Genomic DNA, 23,942 nt, shown 5'->3' with positions numbered 1-23,942 from the left:
CACGGCCGCGCACCGGTCGAGAACCCATTGGCCCGACCGGGTCGGTCGTCGCTACACTGGTTCACGCGTTGATCCGGCCATCACCGGGGAGCACCCGGAAGAACGGTGTCATCGAGTGCGGCGTCCAGTGGACGGTGCGAATGCGTGACTCCCAGTAGAACCGGGCGGGCGTGGCCCGTGACAGCCACAGGATCGTACGGTCACCGACCGTCGCGATTCGTCGAGTGGCGTCGGATCTCCGACGCAAGCGGGGTGGTACCGCGCAGACCTCCGGTGTGCGTCCCCGTGCCGATGAGACATCACCAGGCACGAGGAGACGAGCCGTGAGCGACGCGACCGACCCCACCCAGTCCGCCCCCACTCAGTCCGGGCGGGTGTATCCCAAGGTCGACATGACCGGGGGCACCGGGCGCAGCGCCCCCGACTTCCCGTCCGTGGAACAGCGGGTCCTGCAGTACTGGGACTCCGATTCGACCTTCGCCGCGTCGATCGAGAACCGGGCCGACGCCGAGGAGTTCGTCTTCTACGACGGTCCGCCGTTCGCGAACGGCCTGCCGCACTACGGTCACCTGCTGACCGGTTACGTCAAGGATCTGGTACCCCGGTACCAGACCATGCGTGGCAAGAAGGTGGACCGCCGATTCGGCTGGGACACACACGGTCTGCCTGCCGAGCTGGAGGCCGAACGCCAGCTCGGGATCACCGACAAGTCGGAGATCGAGAAGATGGGCATGGCGAAGTTCAACGAGTACTGCCGCGACTCGGTGCTGCGGTACACGGGGGAGTGGCGTGACTACGTGACCCGCCAGGCCCGCTGGGTCGACTTCGACAACGACTACAAGACACTCGATCTCGACTTCATGGAGTCGGTGATGTGGGCGTTCAAGGCGCTCTACGACAAGGGGCTCATCTACCAGGGATATCGAGTGCTGCCCTACAGCTGGTACGAGCAGACGCCGTTGTCCAACCAGGAGTCGAAACTCGACGACGCCTATCGGATGCGCCAGGACCCGGCGGTCACCGTCACGATGCCGCTCTCGGTGCCCGACGGTCCGCTGTCCTCCCTCGACGGTGTCAACGCGCTCATCTGGACGACGACCCCGTGGACCCTGCCGTCGAACCTCGCGATCGCGGTGAACCCCGAAGTCACCTACGCCCACGTGAAGGCCGCCGACGGCCGGGAGTACCTGCTGGCCGAGGCGCTGCTCGCTGCGTACGCCAAGGAGGTCGCCGATCCGGAGGTGCTCGGCACGCACCGCGGAGCGGATCTGGCGGATCTGTCGTACGCGCCTCCCTTCGACTTCTTCGCCGGTCACCCGAACTCGCACCGGGTGCTGCTGGGCGACTACGTGACCACCGACAGCGGCACCGGGATCGTGCACCTCGCACCGGCTTTCGGCGAGGAGGACATGGACCTCGCGACCGCCAACGGCATCGAGGTGGTGCAACCGCTCGACCCGGGCGGACGCTTCACCGCGCAGGTCCCGCCGTACGAGGGCCTGATGGTCTTCGACGCAAACCCGGTGATCATCAAGGACCTGAAGGAAATCGGGCGCATCCTGCGGCACGAGACCATCGAGCACTCCTACCCGCACTCGTGGCGGTCGGGCCAGCCACTGATCTACATGGCGGTGCCGTCGTGGTTCGTCGCGGTGACGCAGTTCCGCGACCGCATGGTCGAACTGAACAAGCAGATCACGTGGGTGCCCGAACACATCCGGGACGGACAGTTCGGCAAGTGGCTCGAAGGCGCCCGGGATTGGAACATCAGCCGGAATAGGTACTGGGGTGCGCCCCTGCCGGTCTGGGTGTCCGACGACCCGGAGTTCCCGCGCGTCGACGTCTACGGTTCGCTCGACGACCTCGAGGCCGACTTCGGGGTGCGTCCGGACAACCTGCACCGGCCGTTCATCGACGAACTCACCCGGCCCAATCCCGATGACCCGAGCGGGAAGTCGACCATGCGTCGGGTGCCCGAGGTCCTCGACTGCTGGTTCGAGTCGGGTTCGATGCCGTTCGCCCAGGTGCACTATCCGTTCGAGAACCGCGACTGGTTCGACGGTGGTGACTCCGCGCACGCCCCGGCCCACAACCCGGGCGACTTCATCGTCGAGTACAACGGGCAGACCCGTGGCTGGTTCTACACGCTGCACGTGCTGGCCACCGCGCTGTTCGACCGGCCGGCCTTCAAAACCGTTGCTGCGCACGGGATCGTGCTGGGTGACGACGGGCAGAAGATGTCGAAGTCGAAGCGCAACTACCCCGACGTCAACGAGGTCTTCGATCGCGACGGATCGGACGCGATGCGGTGGTTCCTGATGGCCTCGCCGATCCTGCGCGGCGGCAACCTCGTCGTGACGGAGCGAGGTATCCGGGAAGGGGTGCGTCAGGCGCTTCTGCCGCTGTGGAACGCCTACAGCTTCCTGCAGCTCTACGCCGAGCGCCCGGCGACCTGGCGGACCGACTCGCAGCATGTGCTCGACCGCTACATCCTGGCCAAGCTGGCGACGACCCGCGACACGATGACCGCGGCGCTCGACACCTACGACATCGCGGGGGCGTGCGACGCCTTCCGTGAGTTCGTCGAGTCGCTCACCAACTGGTACGTGCGTCGTTCCCGGGCACGCTTCTGGGCCGGCCAGGACGAGGACACCGACGCCTTCGACACCCTCTACACCGTGCTCGAGGTCGCCTGCCGGCTGGCCTCGCCGCTGCTCCCGCTGGCGACCGAGGCCATCTGGCGGGGTCTCACCGGGGAGCGGTCGGTGCACCTGACGGACTGGCCGACGAGCGATGAGCTGCCGGCCGATGCCGACCTGGTCATGGCGATGGACCAGGTCCAGGCGGTGTGCTCGACAGCGTCGAGCGTCCGCAAGGCCAACAAGCTGCGGGTCCGGCTGCCCCTGTCGGGTCTGACGGTGGCCTCGCCGACCGCGGCCGCGCTCGAGCCGTTCGTCGACCTGATCAAGGACGAGATGAACGTCAAGGACGTGACTCTGGCGGCCGATGCCAGCGAGTACGGGCGTTACGAGATCGCGGTCAACGCGCGTGCCGCCGGCCCCCGCCTGGGTAAGGACGTGCAGCGTGCGATCAAGGCGGTGAAGTCGGGCAACTGGACTGCGGGCGAGGGCGCCGACGGGTCCGAGATCGTCGTCGCCGACGGCATCGAACTCCACGACGGGGAGTTCACCCGACGGCTGGTGGCCGTCGAACCGGACTCGACCGCGGAGCTGCCGGGCGGGAACGGCCTGGTCGTCCTCGACACGGAGGTCACGCCCGAACTCGAGGCCGAGGGGTGGGCGAAGGACCGGGTTCGCGAGCTACAGGATGCGCGCCGCACCCTGGGACTGGACGTCTCCGACCGGATCACGGTGCGACTCGTCGTACCGGCCGAACGTCTGGACTGGGCGAGGACGCACGCCGACCTGATCGCCGGCGAGGTGCTCGCGGTGCGGTTCGACGTGACCGGCGATGGTGACGCGGGCAGCATCGAACTGGGCGACGGTGTGACCGCCGACGTGACGAAGGCGAACTGATCCGCTGACCCGGGCACCGCGCGGACATCCCGGCCGGGTGTTCGCGCGGTGTCGTCGTCGGCCGCGCGGGGAGGTCGGACGAGACGATCTGGGACACCACTCGCAACAGTCGCACCCTGGTGGTGCTGCGCCACGTACGGTGTGGAGACTGCCGCGACCCGGCCCCGCGGGGTGAGCACACACCCGAGCGCGTCGTTCGCCGCCGAACCATATACGAGGGGGCAGACCCCGATGACCCGCATGGACGTGGACCCGATCCCGGCGCGATCCGCCGCGTTCGAACCGCTGCTGTTCACGGTGGCCTACGAGATCCTGGGCTCGGCTGTGGACGCCGATCATGTTGTCCGACACTGTCTCTGGGATCATCCGGCGAGCGCGCCGGTGGACGCGTTCGGCCCCGGGTCGGCCCGAGCGCACCTCATCGCGCAGGTCGCCCGGCGCGCGCTCGAGACGCTCACTGCGCGTCGACGTGTTGCCGGGGACTACGTCGGACCCTGGCTGCCCGATCCCATCCGGTTCGACGGCGACGTCCTCGCCGACGCGGGTCTCGCGGAGTTCGCGTCGACCGCGATGCTGCTCGTTCTGGAAGAACTCGAGCCCGCTGAGCGGACGGTGTACGTCCTGAGTGAGGTCTTCGGATTCGCCGACGACACGATCGCCACGATGCTGTCCTGGTCGCTCGACGAGGTGGGGATGCTCGCGGAACGGGGCCGGTCGTTCGTCGAGCGTCGGCGCCCCCGGTTCGATCCGATGGACCGTGCCCGCGCCGCGGAGGTCGTCGAGACGTTCCTCGACGCGGCCGAGTCGGGCGACGCGGACGCCCTCATCGCCCTCATGGCACCGGAGGTGGTGCTGACCTCGGACAGCAACGGCAAGACCACCGCGGTACGGCAGCCCATGCGCGGGGCGCCCGCGGTGATGCGGGTGCTCTCGGGGTTCGCCCGGATCGGTGCCGTGCTCGAGGATTACCGCGCCGAGTTCGTGGTCTTCAACGGTCAGCCCGGGATGATCCTCTACTTCGACGGCCGGCTGCAGACCGCGATCACCCTCCGCGTCGTCGATGGCCTGATCGTCGACATCTACGTGATGCGCAACCCCGACAAGCTCGTCGGGGTCGAGCTCCGTCGGCCGGTCACCCGCTGATCCACCCACCGCGCGGAGTGCGGGATCTGTACCGGAAACCGGTACGAATACCGCACTCTGTCCGATCTCAGGCGAACAGGCCCGACAGTGTCTGCTCGATCTGGAGCCGGAAGAGCTGCTCGGGATGCGCGAAGGTGTCGGTCCCGTACTGGCCGAAGGTCTCCAGGCTGATCGCGCCGACGAGTACGGCCCACAACGTGGTGGCCGCGGCCAGGACCGCGGCGGGGGTGTCGAGGTCGAACTCATCGCGGATCGCGTCCATGTCCGCGGCGACATCCGGTGTGGGAGAGGGGAGGTCGGCGCGTAGCAGGCCTTCGGCGTGGGCGGCCGAGCACTCGCGGAGCAGCCGCACGGGAATGCGTGTGCCGGGCCCGATGGTCCGCTCGCCGGGGGCGGAGTAACCGGGCACCGGGCTTCCGTAGATCAGCGCCCATCGGGACGGCTCGGCGAGAGCCCAGGTCCGCGCGGCCGCGGCCGCGGCCGCGAGTCGATCGCGCCGTCGGGAGGTGGCGATGGAATCGGCCGCGGCATCGACGGCGTCCGCGACATCGGTGTAGGCCTCCACCAGCAACATGGTCAGCAACTCGTCGCGGCTCGGGACGTACCGGTACACCGCCGAGGAGACGACGCCCAAGTCGCGGGCGATGGCGCGCAACGAGAGCCCGGCGGCGCCGTAGGTGGTCAGGTGTTCGCGTCCCAGTCGACGGATCTCGTCGGTCATCATCGCGCGGTTCTCCGCGCGCGTTCGTCCGGTGGCCATGCGACGATCCTGCCACAAACCGAGAGCGGTGCTCTTGATTTTCTGGCGGCGTGGCTGCATACTCAACTGCGAGAGCACCGCTCTCGAAAGTGTCACCTCGACGAAAGGCCCGTCATGACCGCGACCACCCATTACAAGGCCCCGAGCGGATTCGACGCCGCCTTCAACCGCGCGGTGCGCTGGCTCGCCGACCGCGGGGTCAACCTGGCCGGGGCGCAGACGCTCACCGTCGTCGGCCGGAAGACCGGCACGCCGCAGCGAGTCCCGGTCAACGTCCTGCGGCTCGACGGGGCGGAGTACCTGGTGGCCGTCCGGGGCGACACGCAGTGGGTGCGCAACGCGCGCGTGGCCGGCACGGTGGAACTTCGCCGTGGCCGACGTCGAGCCGTCGTCACCCTCACCGAAATCGACCCCGCCCTTCGGCCGCCGGTCATCCGGGAGTACCTGCGCCGCTGGGGGTGGGAGGTCGGGCGGTTCCTGCCCGCGGGCCTCGAGCTCGCGTCGTCGGACGAAGATCTCGCCGCCCACGCCGGGCTGATCCCCGTCTTCGCCGTCACCGCTGCTCACTAGACTCGGTGAGGTGTCACGCCTCGAACCCGAACCGTCGCGCCCGGTCGGTGCGGTGTCGGGGCGGGGGTTCGAACGCAGCCCGCGCTGGGTGATGCACCTCGACATGGACGCGTTCTTCGCCTCCGTTGAACAGCTCACCCGCCCGACGCTGCGTGGCCGCCCGGTATTGGTCGGCGGGTCCGGTGGGCGCGGGGTGGTCGCCGGCGCCAGCTACGAGGCGCGCGTGTTCGGTGCCGGCTCGGCGATGCCGATGCACCAGGCGCGTCGGCTCATCGGGCCGAGCGGCGTGGTCATCCCGCCGCGCGGATCGGTGTACAGCACGGTCAGCAAACGTGTCTTCGCCATTGTGCGCGAAGCGGTTCCGGTCATCGAGACGCTGTCGTTCGACGAGGCGTTCGGCGAGCCGGAAGAACTCGCGGGGGCGACCGTCGACGCGGCCGGCGAGTTCGCCGAGGAGCTCCGATCCCGGATCCGGAGCGAGGTCGGACTCGCCGCGTCGGTCGGGCTCGGAAGCGGCAAACAACTCGCGAAGATCGCCTCGGGGATGGCCAAACCCGATGGGGTGATGGTGATCCCACCGTCCGGCCAGCTGGAGTTCCTGCATTCGCTCCCGGTCCGCAAGCTGTGGGGCATCGGGCCCGTGTCCGGCGATCGGCTGGCGCGGCTGGGGATCGCGACCATCGGTGACCTCGCGGCGATGTCGCCGGTCGAGGTGGCCTCCGTGCTGGGCGCCACCGTCGGTCCCGCGTTGCATCGCCTTGCCCACGGCATCGACGACCGGCCGGTCGCCGAACGTGCCTCCTCGAAGCAGATCAGCGCCGAGTCCACCTTCGCCGAGGACATCGTCGAACTCGACGCGCTGCGTCCCGCCATCCGCAAGGCCGCCGCCGGAGCTCACCGCCGACTGCTCACCGACGGCCGGGGAGCGCGCACCGTCGTACTGAAACTGAAGAGATCCGACATGTCGATCCTGACGCGCTCGGCGACGACCGCGGCGGCCACCACCGACTTCGACGACCTCGAGCGGACGGCGCAGCGGCTCGCGCTCGATCCGCGTTCCATCGGGGCGATTCGCCTTGTCGGCGTCAGCTTCTCGGGGTTGACCGCGGTGCAGCAGTACGCCCTCTTCGACGAGCTGGGCAGCGAGGGGCCGGCCGATGTCGAGACCACCCACCACGACACCGCCGCAGGCCACGGTGCGGAAGCGGGGGGTCGCGCCGAGGTGGCGACGTCACCGGACCCGGCCGGGGCCGAGGCGCCGATCGTCCAGGTGGCGGACTCGGCGCCCGAATCCCCGCGGTTCGCGCCGGGGGGAAGTTCGATGCCGGTCGGCCGCTTCGGCCCCGGCGCCGACGTGACCCACCCCGACCACGGGCACGGCTGGGTTCAGGGGAGTGGACACGGGGTCGTGACCGTGCGATTCGAGACCCGCACGAGCGGGCCGGGGCGCACGCGCACGTTTCCGGTCGACGATCCGAACCTCCGTCCGGCGGATCCGCTCGACAGCCTCGAGTGGGATCTTCCGGGCGACGGTTGACCGATCGGGCACGGTATCGACCGGCCGTGACCGCCACCCGGCGGGTGCCGGTGGCAGCAATCAGTCCTGTTGTGCGACAAAGAAATCGGTGATCAATTCGAGATCGTGACCCGAGGTCAGCAGTGCGATGAGCGCCATGCGCGCCTGCGGTGCGCGCAGCCAGGGTGACACGATCGCCCCGGCCCGCCGCAGATCGACTGCGCCGCCGCCCCCGCCGTAGGTCGCGGTCACCTCGCCGTACGGGACGCGGCTGGTGACGACGACGGTCACCCCGCGCTGGACGGCGAGTGCCACCTCGGCGGTGATGTCCGGGTGGGTGTTCCCGGAGCCGGTCGCCGCGAGGACCACGCCGGCGGCGTTCTGCGCGACGGACGCGGCGATCAGTCCCGGTGACACGCCCGGGTAGAGGGTGAAGGCATCGACGCGTGCCGGCCGGCCCACCGGTATCGGTCCGGCGAGCACTCGTCGCGGCACCGGCGGGTCGTCGGCCCGACGGGTGCCCTGCACGGTGTCGAAGGCCGCCGGGTCGGTGGTGGAGACCTTGAACAACCCGCGTGCCGGCAGGAGCCGGCCCCCCATGGCCACGAGGACTCCTCGACCGCGAGCGGCCGGGTCGTCGATCGCGGCCAACGCGGCGGCGAGATTCGACGGCCCGTCGGCGCGAGGAGAATCAGACGGCAGCATGGCCCCGGTGAACACGACCGGCCGCTCGTCGGCGGCGTACAGGTCGGCGAGGTAGGCCGTCTCCTCCATCGTGTCGGTCCCGTGCGTGACCACCACGCCGCGGACGGCGGGGTCGGTCAGGGCGTCGGCGATTGCGCGGACCACCGCGAACTGGTCGGCGACGGTCATCGCGGAACTGTCCACCGACATGAGGTCGACGGTGCGGGTGGCCGACGGAGTGCGCGACGTCCCGTCGTCCCCGGCCCCGATGTCGGTCCCGATGGTGACTTTCCCGGCGGCGGAGAGGAGAGCGGCCGAGCCGAGCGCCGGGACCGCGCCGTCGTCGGTGGTCTGGGCGGCGATCGTGCCTCCGGTGCTGATCAGCACGGTGACTCCGGCGGCCGCGGGCGGGGTGCCTGTCATGGTGCCCAAGGGTCACCGGAACCAGGTCGGCCCGTCAAGCGTTGCCTGCTCGGCGCCGCCGGCCGGACGGATCGTCGACGCGTGTCGCCGGGCACCGGGGACCCCTGGTGCCTGCCGTTTGGCATAGTGGTGTGGGCCGTCGCCGGGGGGAACCCGGCACACACGTCCGGCTGGGGGTACACCCCGGCAGACACGTCCGGTCGGGTCGAACCCGGCAGACACGTCCGGCATCGCGGTACGAGAGCGCCCGCCGGCGCACCCCATGCCCGAGAACACAGTGAGGGAGATCGTTGAAGTATCGGAAGTTTCTGGGCGCGACCATGATCGCGGCCGCGTTGATGACCACCGTCGCGGCCTGCGGGAGTGACGACAGCGACGCCCCGCCCGCACCGACACTCACCAGCACCACCGCCGCCGCGAGCGGCGATGGCTCCGAGATCACCGACGGCAGTAACCCGCCGTCGATTGCCGCCCTCAACGAGATGGTGGATCAGGCCGTCGACCCCGACATCCCGCGGGCCGAGAAGGTCGAACTGGTCGAGGGTTCGGAGAAGGACCCGGCGATCTTCGACGAGCTGGTCAAGGCGCGTGCCGAGAACTCCGACGTCGACTGGGTCCTCGTCAACCCCGTGATCAGCGCCGGCCCGAACAAGGCCCGCGTCAAGGTCCGGATCGAGACCGCGGGCAACCCGCCGACCAACGCCGAGTCGACCATCGTCTTCGACGACGGACGCTGGAAGCTCTCGAACGAGACCGTGTGCAACCTCCTCGGCCTCTACCAGGTCGAGAGCGCCATGTGCGCTCCCGCGAGCTGACCACTCGCCGCACAGCATGATCCGCGGCCCCGCGTCGCCGACCGAAGTCGGTGACCCGGGGCCGTCGGCGTTCAGCGCCAGGCCACGGCCAGTCCGGTCCGCTGCACCAGCGGCCGGTTCGGGTCCGCGCCGACCAACTCGCGGGCGCCCCGATAGGTGGCCTCGCCGGCGATGGGCAGCCCCCGGGTCAGGTCGACGGTCACCGACCCCTGACCGGAGTAGCTGTAGCGGCTGATGGTGAGGCTGTCACTGCCGCCGGGGATCGCGAACACCGAGTTCACCGGGGTCTCGTCGGCGGTGTACTCGATGGTCAATCGGTTGCCGTCCCAGGCGGTGAGCCGTGCCTCGATGGTCTGGGTGACGGTCGCCGCGGCCGCGATCACCCGCTCGCTCCGCCACGTCGCACCCACCGCGACCGGTTCGGTCGGGAGCACGACCGCGGCGTTGAACGCCGACACCAGCGCCTGCTCGACCGCCAGTCGCGCCTCGCCGCCGGCCGGCTCCGGCGGCGCGATCCGCAGCGACACCGGCGCCAGGCCCGGACCGAGCGTGAGACCGGCTTTCGCGCCGGCCATCGCCGACAGTTCGTCGTTCAGCGTCGTGTCGGGGGACGTGACCGTGCCGAGGTCGAGTTCGAGGTCGGCGGGGTCGGCGCACTCGAACCGCGCGGTCAGCGGCATCTCGACGGTCTGCGCGTCCGAGGTGCCCGGCGACGCAACCTCCGAGGTCGTCACCAGGGTCACCGACTGGGCGGTCGCGACGTCCGGCGCGGCCGTCGGCACGCGGCGCTCCCCGGTTCCCGCGTCGACGATCGTCACCGTTGCCGGTGCGATCGGGACCGGCGCCGCACCGGCGGCGCGGGACGGCGAGTCGGTGCTGCAGCCCGCCGATGTGCTCGCCGTAGGAGCGCCGGGCGTCTCGTCGGGACCCGATGCGCATCCCGCGACCAGTACGGACAGCGCGGTCACCGCCCCGATCGACGAGACGACGGACCGGAGGCGACGGGGATGCGGGGACACGGGTAGCCAGCGTATTCGACGTGTCGTGGACAATGATGCTGTGGATGACCAACCCCTGACGGATCGAGAGCACGTGGACCCGCCCGACCGTGTCGAACCCGGGGCCGACCGCGGACCCGATGACACCGACGCCGCCGCACGTCCCGGCCGTCGGGTGCCGACGGCGACGATCGTGGTGCTCGGCGTCGCGCTCGTGGTCCTGGGACTCGACCAGCTGACGAAATCGATCGCGGTCGCCGCGATCGACCCGATGCGCCCGGTGGAGATCATCGGCGACTTCGTCACGCTGCGTCTGGTCCGCAACAGCGGCGCGGCCTTCTCCATGGCCACCGGATACACCTGGGTGCTGTCGATCATCGCCCTGGTGGTCGTGCTCGTGATCATCCGCTACAGCAGCCGGCTGCGCTCCTGGTGGTGGGTGGCGGGTCTGGCCCTCGTGCTCGGCGGCGCCATCGGCAACCTGACGGACCGCATCTTCCGTGCCCCGCAACCACTTCAGGGCCATGTCGTCGACTTCGTGTCGGTGGGGTGGTGGCCGGTGTTCAACGTCGCCGACTCCGCCGTGGTGTGCGGCGCGATCCTCCTGGTCGTCCTCTCCGCGCTCGGTTTCGACTACGACGGCACCCGCACGGGCTGGGCGGCCCGCCGCGAGCAGCGCGACCCGGCCGGCACCGAGGGCGGCGCGCATGCGTGAATCGCGGTTCCTGCCGGTGCCCGACGGCCTCGACGGGATGCGCGTGGACGCCGGTGTCTCCCGGATGCTCGGGCTGTCGCGCACCGTCGTCGCCACCCTGGCCGAGGAGGGCGACGTCGTCGTCGACGGCGTGGCGGTGGGGAAGTCGCACAAACTCGCCGCGGGCACGATGCTGCACGTCACGCTGCCCGAACCGGAGGAGCCGCTGCGCGTCGAGCCGACCCCGGTCGAGGACCTCGAGGTCATCTACCACGACTCCGACATCGTCGTCGTCGACAAGCCGGTGGGTGTCGCCGCGCATCCCTCGCTGGGCTGGAGCGGCCCGACGGTCATCGGGGCCCTCGCGGCTGCGGGTTTCCGGATCTCGACCTCGGGAGCGCACGAACGTCAAGGGATCGTCCACCGTCTCGATGTCGGCACGTCGGGGGTCATGGTGGTCGCGGTGTCCGAACGGGCGTACACGTTGCTCAAGCGGGCGTTCAAACAGCGGACCGTACACAAGGGTTACCACGCGCTCGTCCAGGGGCACCTCGATCCGCCGTCGGGGACCATCGATGCGCCGATCGGCCGCCACCGCGGCAACGACTGGAAGTTCGCGGTGACCGCGAACGGCAAACCGAGTGTCACCCACTACGACACCCTGGAGATGTTCGCGTCGGCGTCGCTGCTGGACGTTCACCTCGAAACCGGTCGCACACACCAGATCCGGGTTCACTTCTCGGCCCTCCACCATCCGTGCTGCGGTGATCCCACGTACGGCGCCGATCCGGTGCTGGGCAAGAAGCTGGGTCTGGAACGCCAATGGCTGCACGCGCGGTCGCTCGGGTTCGCCCATCCGGCCGACGGCCGACAGGTGGAGTTCACCTCGTCATACCCCGAGGACCTGCAGCACGCGCTCGAGGTCCTGCGCGCGACCTGACCTCACGAGGCGCCGGGAGCGGAGCGAGCGGGCCTGAGGCCTCCCGCGACCAGGCCGTTCGATCGACTATTTCCGAGACACACCGCTAGATTGGGGGAGTGCTCGAGCCGGGAACCCTCGTCGCCGGGTACCGCGTCGAACGGGTACTCGGCAGCGGCGGCATGGGTGCGGTCTTCCTCGCCCGGCATCCGGAGCTGCCCCGGTACGACGCCCTGAAGGTGCTGAAGGCCTCGGCCGGGCTCACGGACAGCAACTTTCGCCGGCGGTTCCTGCGTGAGGCGGAGGTCGCGGCCACGCTCGACCACCCGAACATCGTCACCGTGTTCAACCGCGGACGTGCGAGTGTGCCGGTGGCGTCGAGGCCGGACAAGTCGGCGGAGGCCGATCTGCTCTGGATCGCCATGCAGTACGTCCCGGGAACCGACTGTGCGCGCGAACTCGCCGGACGCGGCCGCCTCGCCCCGCGTCGCGTGGTGCACATCGTGTCGGAGGTGGCGCGGGGGATCGACCACGCCAACCGGCGCGGACTGCTGCACCGCGATGTGAAACCCGCCAACATCTTGCTCGCCGAGGTCGACGAGGATTCGTCGTTCGACGAGCAGCGGGTCCTGCTGACCGACTTCGGGGTCGCCAAACTGTCCGACGAGACCGAGGCGCTCACCTCGGTCGGCACGGTCCTCGCCACGCTGTCGTACGCGTCGCCGGAGCAGCTGACGGGTCGTCGACTCGGTGGCCGGACCGACCAGTATTCGCTGGCGGCCACCACTTTCCACCTGCTCACCGGACGCGTGCCCTTCGACGACCGCGACAACGGCGCCGTCATCGGAGCACATCTGAAAGAACCCGTACCGCGGGTTTCCGAGCTCGTGCCCGGACTCTCGCCCGACGCCGACGCGGTCATCGCGCGTGCGATGGCGAAGTCCCCGGACGAGCGCTTCGCCAGCTGCCGGGAGTTCGCCGATGCGCTGGCGACGGGTCTGCGGAACGTGCGGCCGAGGTCGGCCGCCGACCTCGACGCGGAGACGGTCCGCGGCCTCCCCGGTCGGATGGCCGGCGGCGCCGTCCCGGGTCCGCGCACGCCGGACATGCCCGGACGGTTCGACCGGCCGACACCGCCGCCCGCCGGTCGCGCCGCGACCCCCGACCGACCACCCGCGGAACGTCGATCACGGCCGGGGCCGGCCGAGCCCCGCCGACCCGGGCCCGGCCGTCCCGCGGCGAACGTGGACCCGGCACATGAAGCGACGCAGCGCGCGGCCCCGGCGCGCGGCGGTCCTCCGAACGCCCCACCGGGTGCGGCCACGCCGCCCTCCGGCCCCGCGCCGGGCTCGCGGGTGCCCGGGCGCGGCCCGAGATCGAGGCCGACGACCGGTACCGATCCGGCGGTGTGGCAGCACCCGCCGTCGAATCCGTTCCGGCAGAGCAACGACCACCTACGGCCCGACCGGAGCCGCCCGGGCGGCGTCGGCCCGACACCGGCCGGCACCCCGCCGCGCGGCCTGGATGCCGCGGGACCCGGCGGGCTGCCCGGTCAGGGTGCCCGGGGCTGGGCCGGGCCGGCGGGTCCGACTTCATCGACGCCGTCGTCGTCGAACCGGTTGCCCATCGTGCTGGCGATCGTCGCCGTGGTGTTGCTGGTCGCGATCGTCATCGTGTTCATGGCCCTGTGAGCGCGGTGAGCGAACCGGCTCCGCTACCACAGCTGTCCCATCCGTCACGACGCGGAGTGGGAGCCCGGCGGTGTCGGTGCACGCGCCTAGAGTGGACCCGGACTCGGACCCGCCCGACCGCCTTCGGGCGCACTCTCCGGGTGCCGATGACCGCCGACCGAACCGACATCTGACGACTGACCCGACATCTACCGACTGATCTCGACAGAAGAGGCGCCGTGACGGACTCGTTTGTACACCTGCACAACCACACCGAGTACTCCATGCTCGACGGTGCGGCGAAGGTGTCCCCGTTGTTCGCCGAGGCAAAACGTCTGGGGATGACCGCGATCGGCATGACCGACCACGGAAACATGTTCGGCGCCAGCGAGTTCTACAACACGGCGGTCAAGAACGACATCAAGCCGATCATCGGCATCGAGGCCTACATCGCCCCCGGCTCGCGATTCGACACCAAACGAATCCAGTGGGGCACCCGCGATCAGAAGAGCGACGACGTCTCCGGCTCGGGTGCGTACACCCACATGACGATGGTCGCCGAGAACGCGACCGGGCTGCGCAACCTGTTCAAGCTGTCGTCCCTTGCGTCGATCGAGGGGCAGCTCGGCAAGTGGTCGCGGATGGACGTGGACCTGATCGCCGAGCATGCCGAGGGGATCATCGCGACGACGGGGTGCCCGTCCGGTGAGGTGCAGACCCGACTCCGGCTCGGCCACGACCGCGAGGCGCTCGAGGCCGCGGCGAAGTGGCAGGAGATCTTCGGTAAGGACAACTTCTACCTCGAACTCATGGAGCACGGGCTCGAGATCGAGCGGCGCGTGCGCGACGGTCTGCTCGAGATCGGTCGCAAGCTGGGCATCAAGCCGATCGTCACGAACGACTGCCACTACGTGACCAAGGAGCACGCCGCGGCGCACGAGGCGCTGCTGTGCGTGCAGACCGGCAAGACCCTCTCCGATCCGACCCGGTTCAAGTTCGACGGCGACGGTTACTACCTGAAGTCCGCGGCCGAGATGCGCGAGCAGTGGGACTCGATCGTCCCCGGGGCGTGTGACAACACCCTGGAGATCGGCGAGCGCGTCGAGTCCTACAAAGAGGTCTTCACCCACCGCGACCGGATGCCGGTCTTCCCGGTCCCCGACGGCGAGACGCAGCAGACGTTCCTGCGCAAAGAGGTCGCGAAGGGACTCGCGGAGCGTCGTTTCGCCGGCACCGAGGTGCCCGAGGAATACCTGCAGCGCGCCAACTACGAACTCGACGTCATCATCCAGATGGGGTTCCCGGCCTACTTCCTCGTCGTCGGCGACCTCATCCGCCACGCTCTCGAGGTCGGCATCCGGGTCGGCCCGGGCCGCGGCTCGGCGGCCGGTTCGCTCGTGGCCTGGGCGCTGGGCATCACCAACATCGACCCGATCCCGCACGGCCTGCTCTTCGAGCGGTTCCTCAACCCCGAGCGGGTGTCGATGCCCGACATCGACATCGACTTCGACGACCGTCGTCGAGGCGAGATGGTGCGGTACGCGACCGACCGGTGGGGCAGCGACAAGGTGGCCCAGGTCATCACGTTCGGCACCATCAAGACGAAGGCCGCGATCAAGGACTCGGCGCGCGTCCAGTTCGGTCAGCCGGGATTCGCGATCGCCGACCGCATCACCAAGGCGCTGCCGCCGCCCATCATGGCCAAGGACATCCCGGTCTGGGGTATCACCAACCCCGAACACGAGCGCTACAACGAGGCCGCCGAGGTCCGCACGCTCATCGAGACCGATCCGGACGTCAAGAAGATCTACGACACCGCGATCGGACTGGAGGGTCTGATCCGCAACGCCGGTGTGCACGCGTGTGCGGTGATCATGTCCTCGGAGCCGCTGACCGACGCGATCCCGGTGTGGAAGCGCGCGCAGGACGGCGCCATCATCACCGGCTGGGACTACCCGTCGTGTGAGGCGATCGGCCTGCTGAAGATGGACTTCCTGGGTCTGCGCAACCTCACCGTCATCGGTGACGCCCTGGAGAACATCAAGCTCAACCGGGGAATCGATCTCGACCTCGACTCGCTGCCGCTCGAAGACGAGAAGACCTACGAACTGCTCGCCCGTGGTGACACCCTCGGGGTGTTCCAGCTCGACGGCGCCGCCATGCGCGAACTCCTGAAGATGATGCAGCCCACCGGGTTCGAGGACATCGTCGCCGTGCTCGCGCTGTACCGTCCCGGCCCGATGGGTGTGAACGCCCACACCGACTACGCCAAGCGCAAGAACGGTCTGCAGGAGATCCGGCCGATCCATCCCGAGCTGGAGGAGCCGCTCAAGGAGATCCTGTCGGAGACCTACGGTCTCATCGTCTACCAAGAGCAGATCATGCAGATCGCGCAGAAGGTCGCCGGGTACTCGCTCGGACAGGCCGACCTGCTGCGTCGCGCGATGGGCAAGAAGAAGAAGGAGATCCTCGACGAGGCCTACGACGGTTTCGCGGAGGGCATGCGCAACAACGGTTTCTCCCAGGCCGCGATCACCGCGCTGTGGGACACCGTCCTGCCGTTCGCCGGCTACGCGTTCAACAAGTCGCACGCCGCCGGCTACGGGCTGGTGTCCTTCTGGACCGCGTACCTCAAGGCGAACTATCCCGCCGAGTACATGGCCGGCCTCCTGACCTCGGTCGGCGACGACAAGGACAAGGCCGCGATCTACCTGGCCGACTGTCGCAAGCTCGGGATCACCGTGCTGCCGCCCGACGTCAACGAGTCGCAGCGGAACTTCGCCGCGGTTGGCAAGGACATCCGATTCGGTCTCGCCGCGATCCGCAACGTCGGCTCCGGCGTCGTCGGTTCGATCATCGCCGCGCGCGAGGAGAAGGGAAAATTCACCAACTTCTCCGACTACCTCGGCAAGATCGACGTCACCGCCTGCAGCAAGAAGGTGACCGAGTCGCTGATCAAGGCCGGCGCCTTCGACTCACTCGGACACCCGCGCAAGGGTCTGTTCCTCGTACACGGGGAGGCCGTCGAATCGGTCATCGGAACCAAGAAGGCCGAGGCGATCGGACAGTTCGACCTCTTCGGCGACGCCGGCGGTGCCGACGACTCGATGGCCGAGGTGTTCGCGGTCAAGGTGCCCGAAGAAGAATGGGACACCAAGCACAAGCTCGCCATCGAGCGGGAGATGCTGGGGCTGTACGTGTCCGGCCATCCGCTCAGCGGCGTCGAGCATGCGATCGCCGCGCACACCGACACCTCGATCTCGACGCTCCTCGAGGGCAACGTCGCCGACGGCGCCCAGATCACCATCGGCGGCATCATCTCCTCGGTGACCCGGCGGGTGAACAAGAAGGGCGAGCCGTGGGCCGCAATGACCCTCGAGGACATGGTCGGTGGAGTCGAGGTGTACTTCTTCCCGCGGGCCTACGTCGCGTACGGGATGGACATCGTCGCCGACAACATCGTCCTGATCAAGGCGCGCGTCAACCTGCGCGACGACAGCATGATGATCAGCGCGAACGATCTCGCGGTGCCGGATCTGGAAACCGCGGGGGCGACCAAACCGGTGGCCCTGACACTGTCGGCGCGACTCTGCACCCCCGACCGCGTGGCGGCGCTCAAGCAGGTGCTGACCCGGCATCCCGGCATGGCCGACGTGCACGTGACGCTCGTCAGCGACAAGCGGCAGACCCAGCTGAAACTGACCGAGTCGTTACGTGTGGCCCCGAGTTCGGCGCTGATGGGCGACCTCAAAGCCCTCCTGGGACCAAGCTGTCTGAGTTGACGCGGCTGAAGTGAGGGTCGCCTGCTCGACCGACTTCACCCGGCCGTGACCCAGGATTCGGGTCGCCGAACATTTTCGTTCGTTCTGCGCTACACTCGACGGCACGTCCAGCGCACCCGGCCAGTGAGGGAGTGATCCGACATGGCGACTCTGATCGACGTCGACCCCGGTCGTCCGGCATCGCGACAGCCCCGCACCGTCGATGTCCTGGGTGCGCAGTGTCCGGTCCACAAGGCGCACGCCGTCGCCGCCGCGGTCGTGGTGGCACTGGTCAGCCTCGTTCTCCTCGGCTCACTCGCGGTCACCGCCTGGGCGAGCGGATTGACGCTGCTCGCGGTGTGGTGGGGCGAGCGCTACCTGCCTGGGACGGCGGCCGTCGCGCCGGCATCGAACCCGCCGGGGATCTCGTAGATCCGTCCGTCGAATCCGGCGCGGAAGAGACGTCCGGCCGAGAACCCGCGGTCGCCTCGCCCGTAGGACACGACGCTCGAGGTCGGTAGGCCCGTCGCGAGCACGCAGTAGCTTCCGGGCGCCGTCACGCGCACGATCTCACCCGTCGCGTTGAACGGCACCACCGGTCGGTCGCGTGAATCGAGGGTCAGTCCGTCCGGCGTCGACGGCGCACCGACGTTGAGCAGGTTCTGCACGACGCGCGGATTCGCGGTGGAGATCCGGCTGACGCCCGGGTTCACGAAGGTCCTCGACACGTACAGCCACCCGTCGCCGCGTCCGAGAACTGCTCCGTTCGCGCTCGGCAGCGCTCCCCAGGCAGCCTGCACGGCGCCGGTGGGGCTCACCCGACCGATGAGATTGCCGAAGTCGTTGGTGGCGTACACATTTCCGCGCGCCGACACGTCCATCCCGTTGGCCGCCGAGAGTCCCGTCACCCAGGGCCGCAGTGCGCGGGTGTTGATGTCGAGCCGGGCGATGGATGCGTGTCGCAGCGCGTCGCCCACGAAGACACGCGGGTCGGCGCCGTATCCGACCAGCAGGGTGCCGCCGGGGGTCCACGCCAGCGCGCCCGCTCCGCTCCCGCCCGGCACGCGTGCGATCGGAACCGCAGGTGCGCCCGGTCCGGCCAGGCGATACACGCGACCGGTGATCAGGTCGGTGGTGTAGAGGCGTCCGGCGGCGTCGACGGTCAGGCCCTCGAGCGCCGCGCCGGGCACCGACCCGACGAGTCGCGCCGGCTGTCCGGCACCCGCACACACGGGGGCGGCCGAGGCCGGGGCGGGGTCGACGGCGGCTGCGAGCCCGACCGCCAGGGCGGCGGCCGCGCCGAGCGCGGCCAGTCGCGACAGGCGTCGCGTGCGGGGTGGGAAGGTTCGACGAGTTGTCATGGCTGCTCCCTGGTCGGTGAGGCTGGTCGCCGTCGGCGATGGCTGGGCGAGACGGTCGTCGGGAAGATTCCCGTCCGGCCCGCTGTCAAACGCACCCGTCCAGTGTTACGCCATCGGGTGCGCGAATGTGCCGCGACGCTGATTCGTCCGGCGCCGCCATGCCACGACCCACGACGCGGTCGCGGACGGGCGTCGGAACCCGCGACATCGGATCACCGGCAGACAGTGAGAACATGGCTGTCGTGAGTACGCACCACGTCCCGGTCCATCAACAGGCGTTGTCGGTAGACGCGATCGAAGCCGCATCGATCCGTATCGCCGACGCGGTGGCGCGTACCCCGCTCGAGATCTGCCCGCGGCTGTCCGCCGACACCGGGGCCGAGATCTTCCTCAAGCGCGAGGACCTCCAGGCCGTCCGTTCCTACAAACTGCGCGGTGCCTACAACGTGATGGCGCAGCTGTCCGCCGAGGAGCTGTCGCGTGGCGTCGTCGCGGCCAGCGCCGGCAATCACGCCCAGGGGGTCGCGTTCGCATGCCGGAGCATGCAGGTGCCCGGACGCATCTATGTCCCGACCACCACGCCCAAGCAGAAACGAGATCGAATCCGTTGGCACGGTGGTGACTTCGTCGAGCTCAGGGCCGTCGGCGACACCTACGACGCCGCCGCGGCCGCTGCTCAGGACGACGTGATGCGTACCGGGTCCGCGTGGATTCACGCATTCGACGACCCGCGGACCGCGGCCGGTCAGGGGACCATCGCGCACGAGATCGTCGAACAGCTCGGTCGTGTTCCCGACGTCGTGGTCGCACCGGTCGGCGGCGGGGGATGCCTGGCCGGGATGGCCACCTATTTTCGCGGCCTGTCCGAGGACGTCACGATCGTCGGTGTCGAACCGACCGGCGCGGTGTCGCTGAGCGCCGCCCTCGTCAACGGGGGACCGGTGACCCTCGCCGAGATCGACCCGTTCGTCGACGGGGCAGCGGTGAAGCGCATCGGGACCATCGGGCACCGGGTGCTGTCGGAGATGGGCGCGACCGTGACCGATCACCCGGTGCTGGCGAGCATCACCGACGCCCCCTCCGCACGCGTGGTACCCGACGAACGCCACGCCCCCGTGCCGGGAACCGCGCACATCACCCACGTCGATGAAGGCGCCATCTGCTCCGCGATGCTCGGGCTCTACCAGAACGAGGGCATCATCGCCGAACCCGCGGGGGCGCTCGCCGTCGCGATCCTCGACAAACTGCAGCTGCCCGCGGACTCCACCGTGGTGTGCCTGGTCTCCGGCGGCAACAACGACGTGTCCCGGTACGGCGAGATCATCGAGCGCTCGCTGGTGCACCGGGGACTCAAGCACTACTTCCTGGTCGACTTCCCACAGGAGCCGGGTGCGCTGCGGCGTTTCCTCGACGAGGTTCTCGGACCCGACGACGACATCACGCTGTTCGAGTACGTGAAACGCAACAATCGGGAGACCGGCGCCGCCCTCGTCGGCGTCGAGCTGGGACACCGCGACGGGCTCGGCGACCTGATGGACCGGATGGCCCATTCCCGGCTGCACTGTGAGCGGCTCGAGCCGGGTAGTCCGGCGTACGCCTACCTGACCTGAGAATCGGGGCCGCGAAACTCCGGCGTCGACCATTCGGATGACTCACCAGACCACGGGAACATTCGCATCCGGTGCCGCCTCCAAGTACATGAACCGCCCAGAGGCAGTGCACCACCACAGCGCCTCGTCACTTGGAAGGACAACCCCATGAGCACCGAGATCCCCGCCGACGCCGTTCTGATCGACACCGATGGCGACGGGGCCGTCGACGCCGCACTCACCGATGTCGACGGTGACGGCACCACCGACGCCATCCTCGACACCGACGGCGACGGCCAGGCCGACTCCATCGCCTACGACACCGATGCCGACGGCGAGATCGACGTCATCGAGGCCGACACCGACGCCGACGGCTACACCGACATCGCGGTGGCCGACACCGACGGTGACGGCACCTTCGACACCGCCGTCGACGACGAGGGCAACGTCGAGGTCGGCGACTTCGGCAGCATCGACGGCGGTGACGCCGTCTGACCCCACCCCCCGATCCATGGCCCGAAGCCGCGGTACACGCGGCTTCGGGCTAGGAGACGTTGCCGCGGCGGCCGATGACCACGTTGTGGCCCGGCGAGGTGAATCCGGCGCCGTCGGAACGGGCCGGCTCCCAAGCCATCTCGACGTCGAGTACGAGGGGCACGGTGGCCGGTTCGTCCCCGGGCACGCACACCACGGACCAGTCCCCGCGGTGCATCGCGAACCATCCGGACGCCTCGTCGAAGTCGACGGACACCGACGCGAAGGTCGGATCGTGCAGCGCCGCTTCGGCTTTCCGTAACGCGATCAGCGTTCGGTAGAAGTCGAGCACACGCGCGTGTGCGGGATCGCCGAGTTCGGTCCAGTCCAGCTTCGACCGCTCGAACGTCGCCGGATCCTGCGGGTCCGGCACATCGTCGCTGTCCCAGCCGTGTTCGGCGAACTCCGCCTTACGCCCCTCGGCGGTGGCTCGGCCCAGTTCCGGTTCCGGGTGGGAGGTGAAGAACTGGAAGGGCGTCGCGGCAGCCCATTCCTCACCCATGAACAGCATCGGGGTGAAAGGGGACAGCAGGACCAACGCCGCCTTGATCGCGAGTTGACCGCCGTCGAGATAGGCGCTCGGACGGTCGCCGATCGCCCGGTTGCCGATCTGGTCGTGGTTGCAGGTGTAGCCGAGCAGCGCCGACGCGGGCACGGTATCGGTCGGGATCGGCCGTCCGTGGTGCCGCCTGCGGAACGACGAATAGGTGCCGTCGTGGAAGAAGCCGCCGGTGAGGACCTTCGCCAGGCACTCGTAGCTGCCGAAGTCGCCGTAGTAACCCTGCCGTTCGCCGGACACCAGCGTGTGGATCGCGTGGTGGATGTCGTCGTCCCACTGTGCCGCGAGCCCGAGTCCGTTGACCGTGCGCGGCAGGATCATCCGGGGATCGTTGAGATCGCTCTCGGCGATCAGCGACAGTGGGCGCCCGAGTCGGGCGGCGAGGTCGTCGGTGGCGGCGGCGAGCTCCTCCAGGAGGTGAACGGCGCGGTGATCGGTCAGCGCGTGCACGGCGTCGAGGCGCAGTGCGTCCACGTGGAACTCGCTGAACCACCGCAGCGCGGTGCCGAGGATGAACGCCCGCACCTCGTCGGAGTCCGGATCGGACAGATTGACCGACGACCCCCACGATGTGGTCCCCGCGCTGAGGTAGGGCCCGAAGTCGGGTAGGTAATTGCCGGAGGGGCCGAGGTGGTTGTACACGACGTCGAGGACGACACCGAGTCCCCGGGCGTGACAGGCGTCGACGAACCGGGCCAGCGCTGCCGGTCCGCCGTAGGTCTCCTGCACCGCAAACCAGCCGACGCCGTCGTAGCCCCAGTTGTGAACCCCGTTGAACGCGTTGACCGGCATCAGCTCGACGAAGTCGACCCCCAGGTCGACGAGATGGTCGAGCCGGCCGATGGCGGAGTCGAGCGTGCCCTCCGGGGTGAAGGTGCCGAGGTGGAGCTCATAGACCACCGCTCCCCGGATGTCGCGACCGGTCCAGTCGGCGTCGGTCCAGCCGGCGTCGTCGACGGTGAACAACGCCGACAGTTCGTGCACCCCGCCCGGCAGACGGACGGCGCGCGGGTCCGGACGCGGTGGTCCGCCGTCGATCGAGAAGCCGTAGCGGAGATCGCCATCGGTGCCGCCGGCCGGCATGGCATTGACCTGCCACCAACCGTCCGCCGCGGTCGACATGGGCGTTCGCACCTGCGCCGAACCGGTCGCGCTCGTCGTCACGAGGTCGACGACCTGCGCGTTCGGCGCCCAGACCCGGAGTTCGCCCAGTGATCGCGGTGATCGGAAGGGCTCCACATTGGAACGAAGTGGTAGGTTTTGTTCCCGCTGGTCGTCCGACCAAGTTATCGTGCTCTGGGCAGCAGCGGCAGCGGTCGGGGGATTCGTCACATCATGCAAGGTATGTCGGACCCCGGACAGGTGCAGTCGGGCGCTAGTGTGAGGCCGGACACATTCGGACGAGGGGAATGGGGTATGTTACCCGCGCCGCTTCTGCCCTCGGGGGGCACGCGGAGGGGTTCTGCGGAAACGAGGACGCGCGTCGGCGACGACACGCGCCATCGCGACCTGACGGCCGGTGAACGGGTAAGCCGAGACGCAAGGGTAGGGATTGAGCACTAACGCAGTCACCTCGGACGACTAGGAGGTGGGCCGCAAGAGGCCGGGGGCGGTTCGGTCGTGGTACGACGGCCACATCGTCGCCTCGTTCGACACCTTCGGACGTCAGCTCGGCATGTTCGTCGAGGTGTTCCGGACCCTCTCGTCGACCTCTTCAAGCGGCGGTTCCCGTTCGGCGAGTTCGTCCGACAGTGCGCCTTCATGGCCAGCACCTCGGTCTTCCCGACGCTCCTGGTCGCGATCCCGATCGGCGTCATCGTGTCGATCCAGGTGTCCAACATCGCCGGTCAGGTCGGTGCGACCTCGTTCTCCGGCGCCGCGACGGGCCTGGGCGTGATCCGGCAGGGCGCCCCGCTGGTCACGTCGTTGCTCCTGGCCGGCGCGGTCGGCTCGGCCATCGCCGCCGACCTGGGCTCGCGCACGATCCGCGACGAGATCGACGCCATGCGCGTCATGGGTGTCAACCCGATCGAACGGCTCATCTCACCGCGACTGCTCGCGACCATGGTGGTCAGCTTCCTGCTCTGCGGGTTCGTCTGCTTCGTCGGGTTCATCACCGGCTACGTCTTCAACGTCTACTTCCAGGGCGGCACACCGGGTAGCTACACCGGCACCTTCGCGTCCTTCGCCACCACCGCCGACCTCATGTTCGCGTTGTCCAAAGCCGTCGTATTCGGCGCGATCGTGGCCATCGTCGCCTGCGATCGCGGCCTTTCGACGAAGGGCGGGCCCGCGGGTGTGGCCGACTCGGTGAACGCCGCTGTCGTCAACTCGGTCCTGCTGCTGTTCACGGTGAACGTGATCCTCACGCAACTGTTCGCGATCCTGTTCCCGTCGAGGGTGGTGTGAG

At 69.2% G+C, this 23,942-nt stretch carries 17 protein-coding genes and 1 pseudogene; 13 read left to right on the top strand and 5 right to left on the bottom strand.

All coding sequences use genetic code 11. The features are described from left to right. Positions 1 to 323: 323 nt before the first annotated feature. Positions 324 to 3,536, top strand: coding sequence for an isoleucine--tRNA ligase (gene ileS / locus Q9R39_RS00620; protein WP_396275631.1), 3,213 nt, complete (start codon positions 324 to 326; stop codon positions 3,534 to 3,536). A gap of 231 nt (positions 3,537 to 3,767) precedes the next feature. Continuing rightward, positions 3,768 to 4,679, top strand: coding sequence for an RNA polymerase subunit sigma-24 (locus Q9R39_RS00615; protein ID WP_211539317.1), 912 nt, complete (start codon positions 3,768 to 3,770; stop codon positions 4,677 to 4,679). Between the two features lie 67 nt (positions 4,680 to 4,746). Here Q9R39_RS00615 and Q9R39_RS00610 read toward each other — a convergent pair whose 3' ends face one another. Then, positions 4,747 to 5,439 carry a TetR/AcrR family transcriptional regulator gene (locus Q9R39_RS00610; protein ID WP_078112836.1) on the bottom strand — a complete coding sequence of 231 codons (693 nt, stop codon included), beginning with the start codon at positions 5,437 to 5,439 and terminating at the stop codon, positions 4,747 to 4,749. A gap of 114 nt (positions 5,440 to 5,553) precedes the next feature. On the opposite strand from Q9R39_RS00610, the gene Q9R39_RS00605 reads away from it, so the two are divergent. Both Q9R39_RS00605 and Q9R39_RS00600 read left to right on the top strand, forming a co-directional pair. Next, positions 5,554 to 6,009, top strand: a complete 456-nt coding sequence (locus tag Q9R39_RS00605) for a nitroreductase/quinone reductase family protein (protein WP_211539316.1) — start codon at positions 5,554 to 5,556, stop codon at positions 6,007 to 6,009. Between the two features lie 91 nt (positions 6,010 to 6,100). Further along, the gene (locus Q9R39_RS00600) at positions 6,101 to 7,546 is read left to right on the top strand and encodes a DNA polymerase IV (RefSeq protein WP_211539360.1); all 1,446 of its coding nucleotides are present in this window, start codon (positions 6,101 to 6,103) and stop codon (positions 7,544 to 7,546) included. A gap of 60 nt (positions 7,547 to 7,606) precedes the next feature. Here the strand turns inward: Q9R39_RS00600 and Q9R39_RS00595 are convergent, their stop codons facing one another. Further along, on the bottom strand, positions 7,607 to 8,632 hold the full coding sequence (locus Q9R39_RS00595; protein ID WP_211539315.1) for an asparaginase: 1,026 nt from the start codon (positions 8,630 to 8,632) through the stop codon (positions 7,607 to 7,609). 338 nt (positions 8,633 to 8,970) lie between these two features. Between Q9R39_RS00595 and Q9R39_RS00590 the strand changes: the two genes are divergently transcribed. Beyond that, positions 8,971 to 9,447 (top strand): hypothetical protein, encoded by a 477-nt coding sequence (locus tag Q9R39_RS00590; protein WP_171011519.1) that lies wholly within the window; start codon positions 8,971 to 8,973, stop codon positions 9,445 to 9,447. 71 nt (positions 9,448 to 9,518) lie between these two features. Here Q9R39_RS00590 and Q9R39_RS00585 read toward each other — a convergent pair whose 3' ends face one another. Then, positions 9,519 to 10,466, bottom strand: coding sequence for a hypothetical protein (locus Q9R39_RS00585; RefSeq protein WP_078112843.1), 948 nt, complete (start codon positions 10,464 to 10,466; stop codon positions 9,519 to 9,521). Between the two features lie 40 nt (positions 10,467 to 10,506). On the opposite strand from Q9R39_RS00585, the gene lspA reads away from it, so the two are divergent. From lspA to Q9R39_RS00560, 5 genes are all read left to right on the top strand, one after another. Further along, positions 10,507 to 11,160, top strand: coding sequence for a signal peptidase II (gene lspA / locus Q9R39_RS00580; protein ID WP_307848064.1), 654 nt, complete (start codon positions 10,507 to 10,509; stop codon positions 11,158 to 11,160). Beyond that, positions 11,153 to 12,079, top strand: coding sequence for an RluA family pseudouridine synthase (locus tag Q9R39_RS00575; protein ID WP_078112878.1), 927 nt, complete (start codon positions 11,153 to 11,155; stop codon positions 12,077 to 12,079). The genes lspA and Q9R39_RS00575 overlap by 8 nt, the downstream gene beginning before the upstream one ends. 98 nt (positions 12,080 to 12,177) lie before the next feature. After that, positions 12,178 to 13,749 (top strand): protein kinase domain-containing protein, encoded by a 1,572-nt coding sequence (locus Q9R39_RS00570; protein ID WP_311276947.1) that lies wholly within the window; start codon positions 12,178 to 12,180, stop codon positions 13,747 to 13,749. Between the two features lie 218 nt (positions 13,750 to 13,967). Next, positions 13,968 to 17,510: a DNA polymerase III subunit alpha gene (gene dnaE / locus Q9R39_RS00565; RefSeq protein ID WP_311276946.1), complete on the top strand. Its 3,543-nt coding sequence runs from the start codon at positions 13,968 to 13,970 to the stop codon at positions 17,508 to 17,510. A 141-nt stretch (positions 17,511 to 17,651) separates the two neighbouring features. Continuing rightward, positions 17,652 to 17,921, top strand: a complete 270-nt coding sequence (locus tag Q9R39_RS00560; RefSeq protein WP_058251734.1) for a hypothetical protein — start codon at positions 17,652 to 17,654, stop codon at positions 17,919 to 17,921. On the opposite strand, the gene Q9R39_RS00555 is transcribed toward Q9R39_RS00560, so the two are convergent. Then, positions 17,864 to 18,850 (bottom strand): SMP-30/gluconolactonase/LRE family protein, encoded by a 987-nt coding sequence (locus Q9R39_RS00555; RefSeq protein ID WP_058251735.1) that lies wholly within the window; start codon positions 18,848 to 18,850, stop codon positions 17,864 to 17,866. The two genes, Q9R39_RS00560 and Q9R39_RS00555, sit on opposite strands and share 58 nt — an antisense overlap. Before the next feature lie 233 nt (positions 18,851 to 19,083). On the opposite strand from Q9R39_RS00555, the gene ilvA reads away from it, so the two are divergent. Together ilvA and Q9R39_RS00545 are read left to right on the top strand one after the other, a co-directional pair. Next, a complete protein-coding gene (gene ilvA, locus Q9R39_RS00550) occupies positions 19,084 to 20,460 on the top strand; it encodes a threonine ammonia-lyase IlvA (RefSeq protein WP_311276945.1) in 1,377 nt (458 codons plus the stop codon). Positions 20,461 to 20,607: 147 nt separating this feature from the next. Then, a complete protein-coding gene (locus Q9R39_RS00545) occupies positions 20,608 to 20,934 on the top strand; it encodes a hypothetical protein (RefSeq protein ID WP_058251736.1) in 327 nt (108 codons plus the stop codon). 49 nt (positions 20,935 to 20,983) lie between these two features. Here the strand turns inward: Q9R39_RS00545 and treZ are convergent, their stop codons facing one another. Continuing rightward, complete coding sequence (gene treZ, locus Q9R39_RS00540) at positions 20,984 to 22,771, bottom strand: malto-oligosyltrehalose trehalohydrolase (RefSeq protein WP_269434031.1); 1,788 nt, start codon at positions 22,769 to 22,771, stop codon at positions 20,984 to 20,986. 349 nt (positions 22,772 to 23,120) lie between these two features. On the opposite strand from treZ, the pseudogene Q9R39_RS00535 reads away from it, so the two are divergent. Then, positions 23,121 to 23,941, top strand: a pseudogene (locus Q9R39_RS00535) (MlaE family ABC transporter permease). The last annotated feature ends 1 nt before the right edge of the window (position 23,942 follow it).

The organism is Gordonia sp. AC31, from assembly GCF_031844505.1.
Classification (GTDB): domain Bacteria; phylum Actinomycetota; class Actinomycetes; order Mycobacteriales; family Mycobacteriaceae; genus Gordonia; species Gordonia hongkongensis.
Note: the sequence above shows the minus strand (reverse complement) of the source record. Positions and strands in the feature narration are given on the sequence as shown.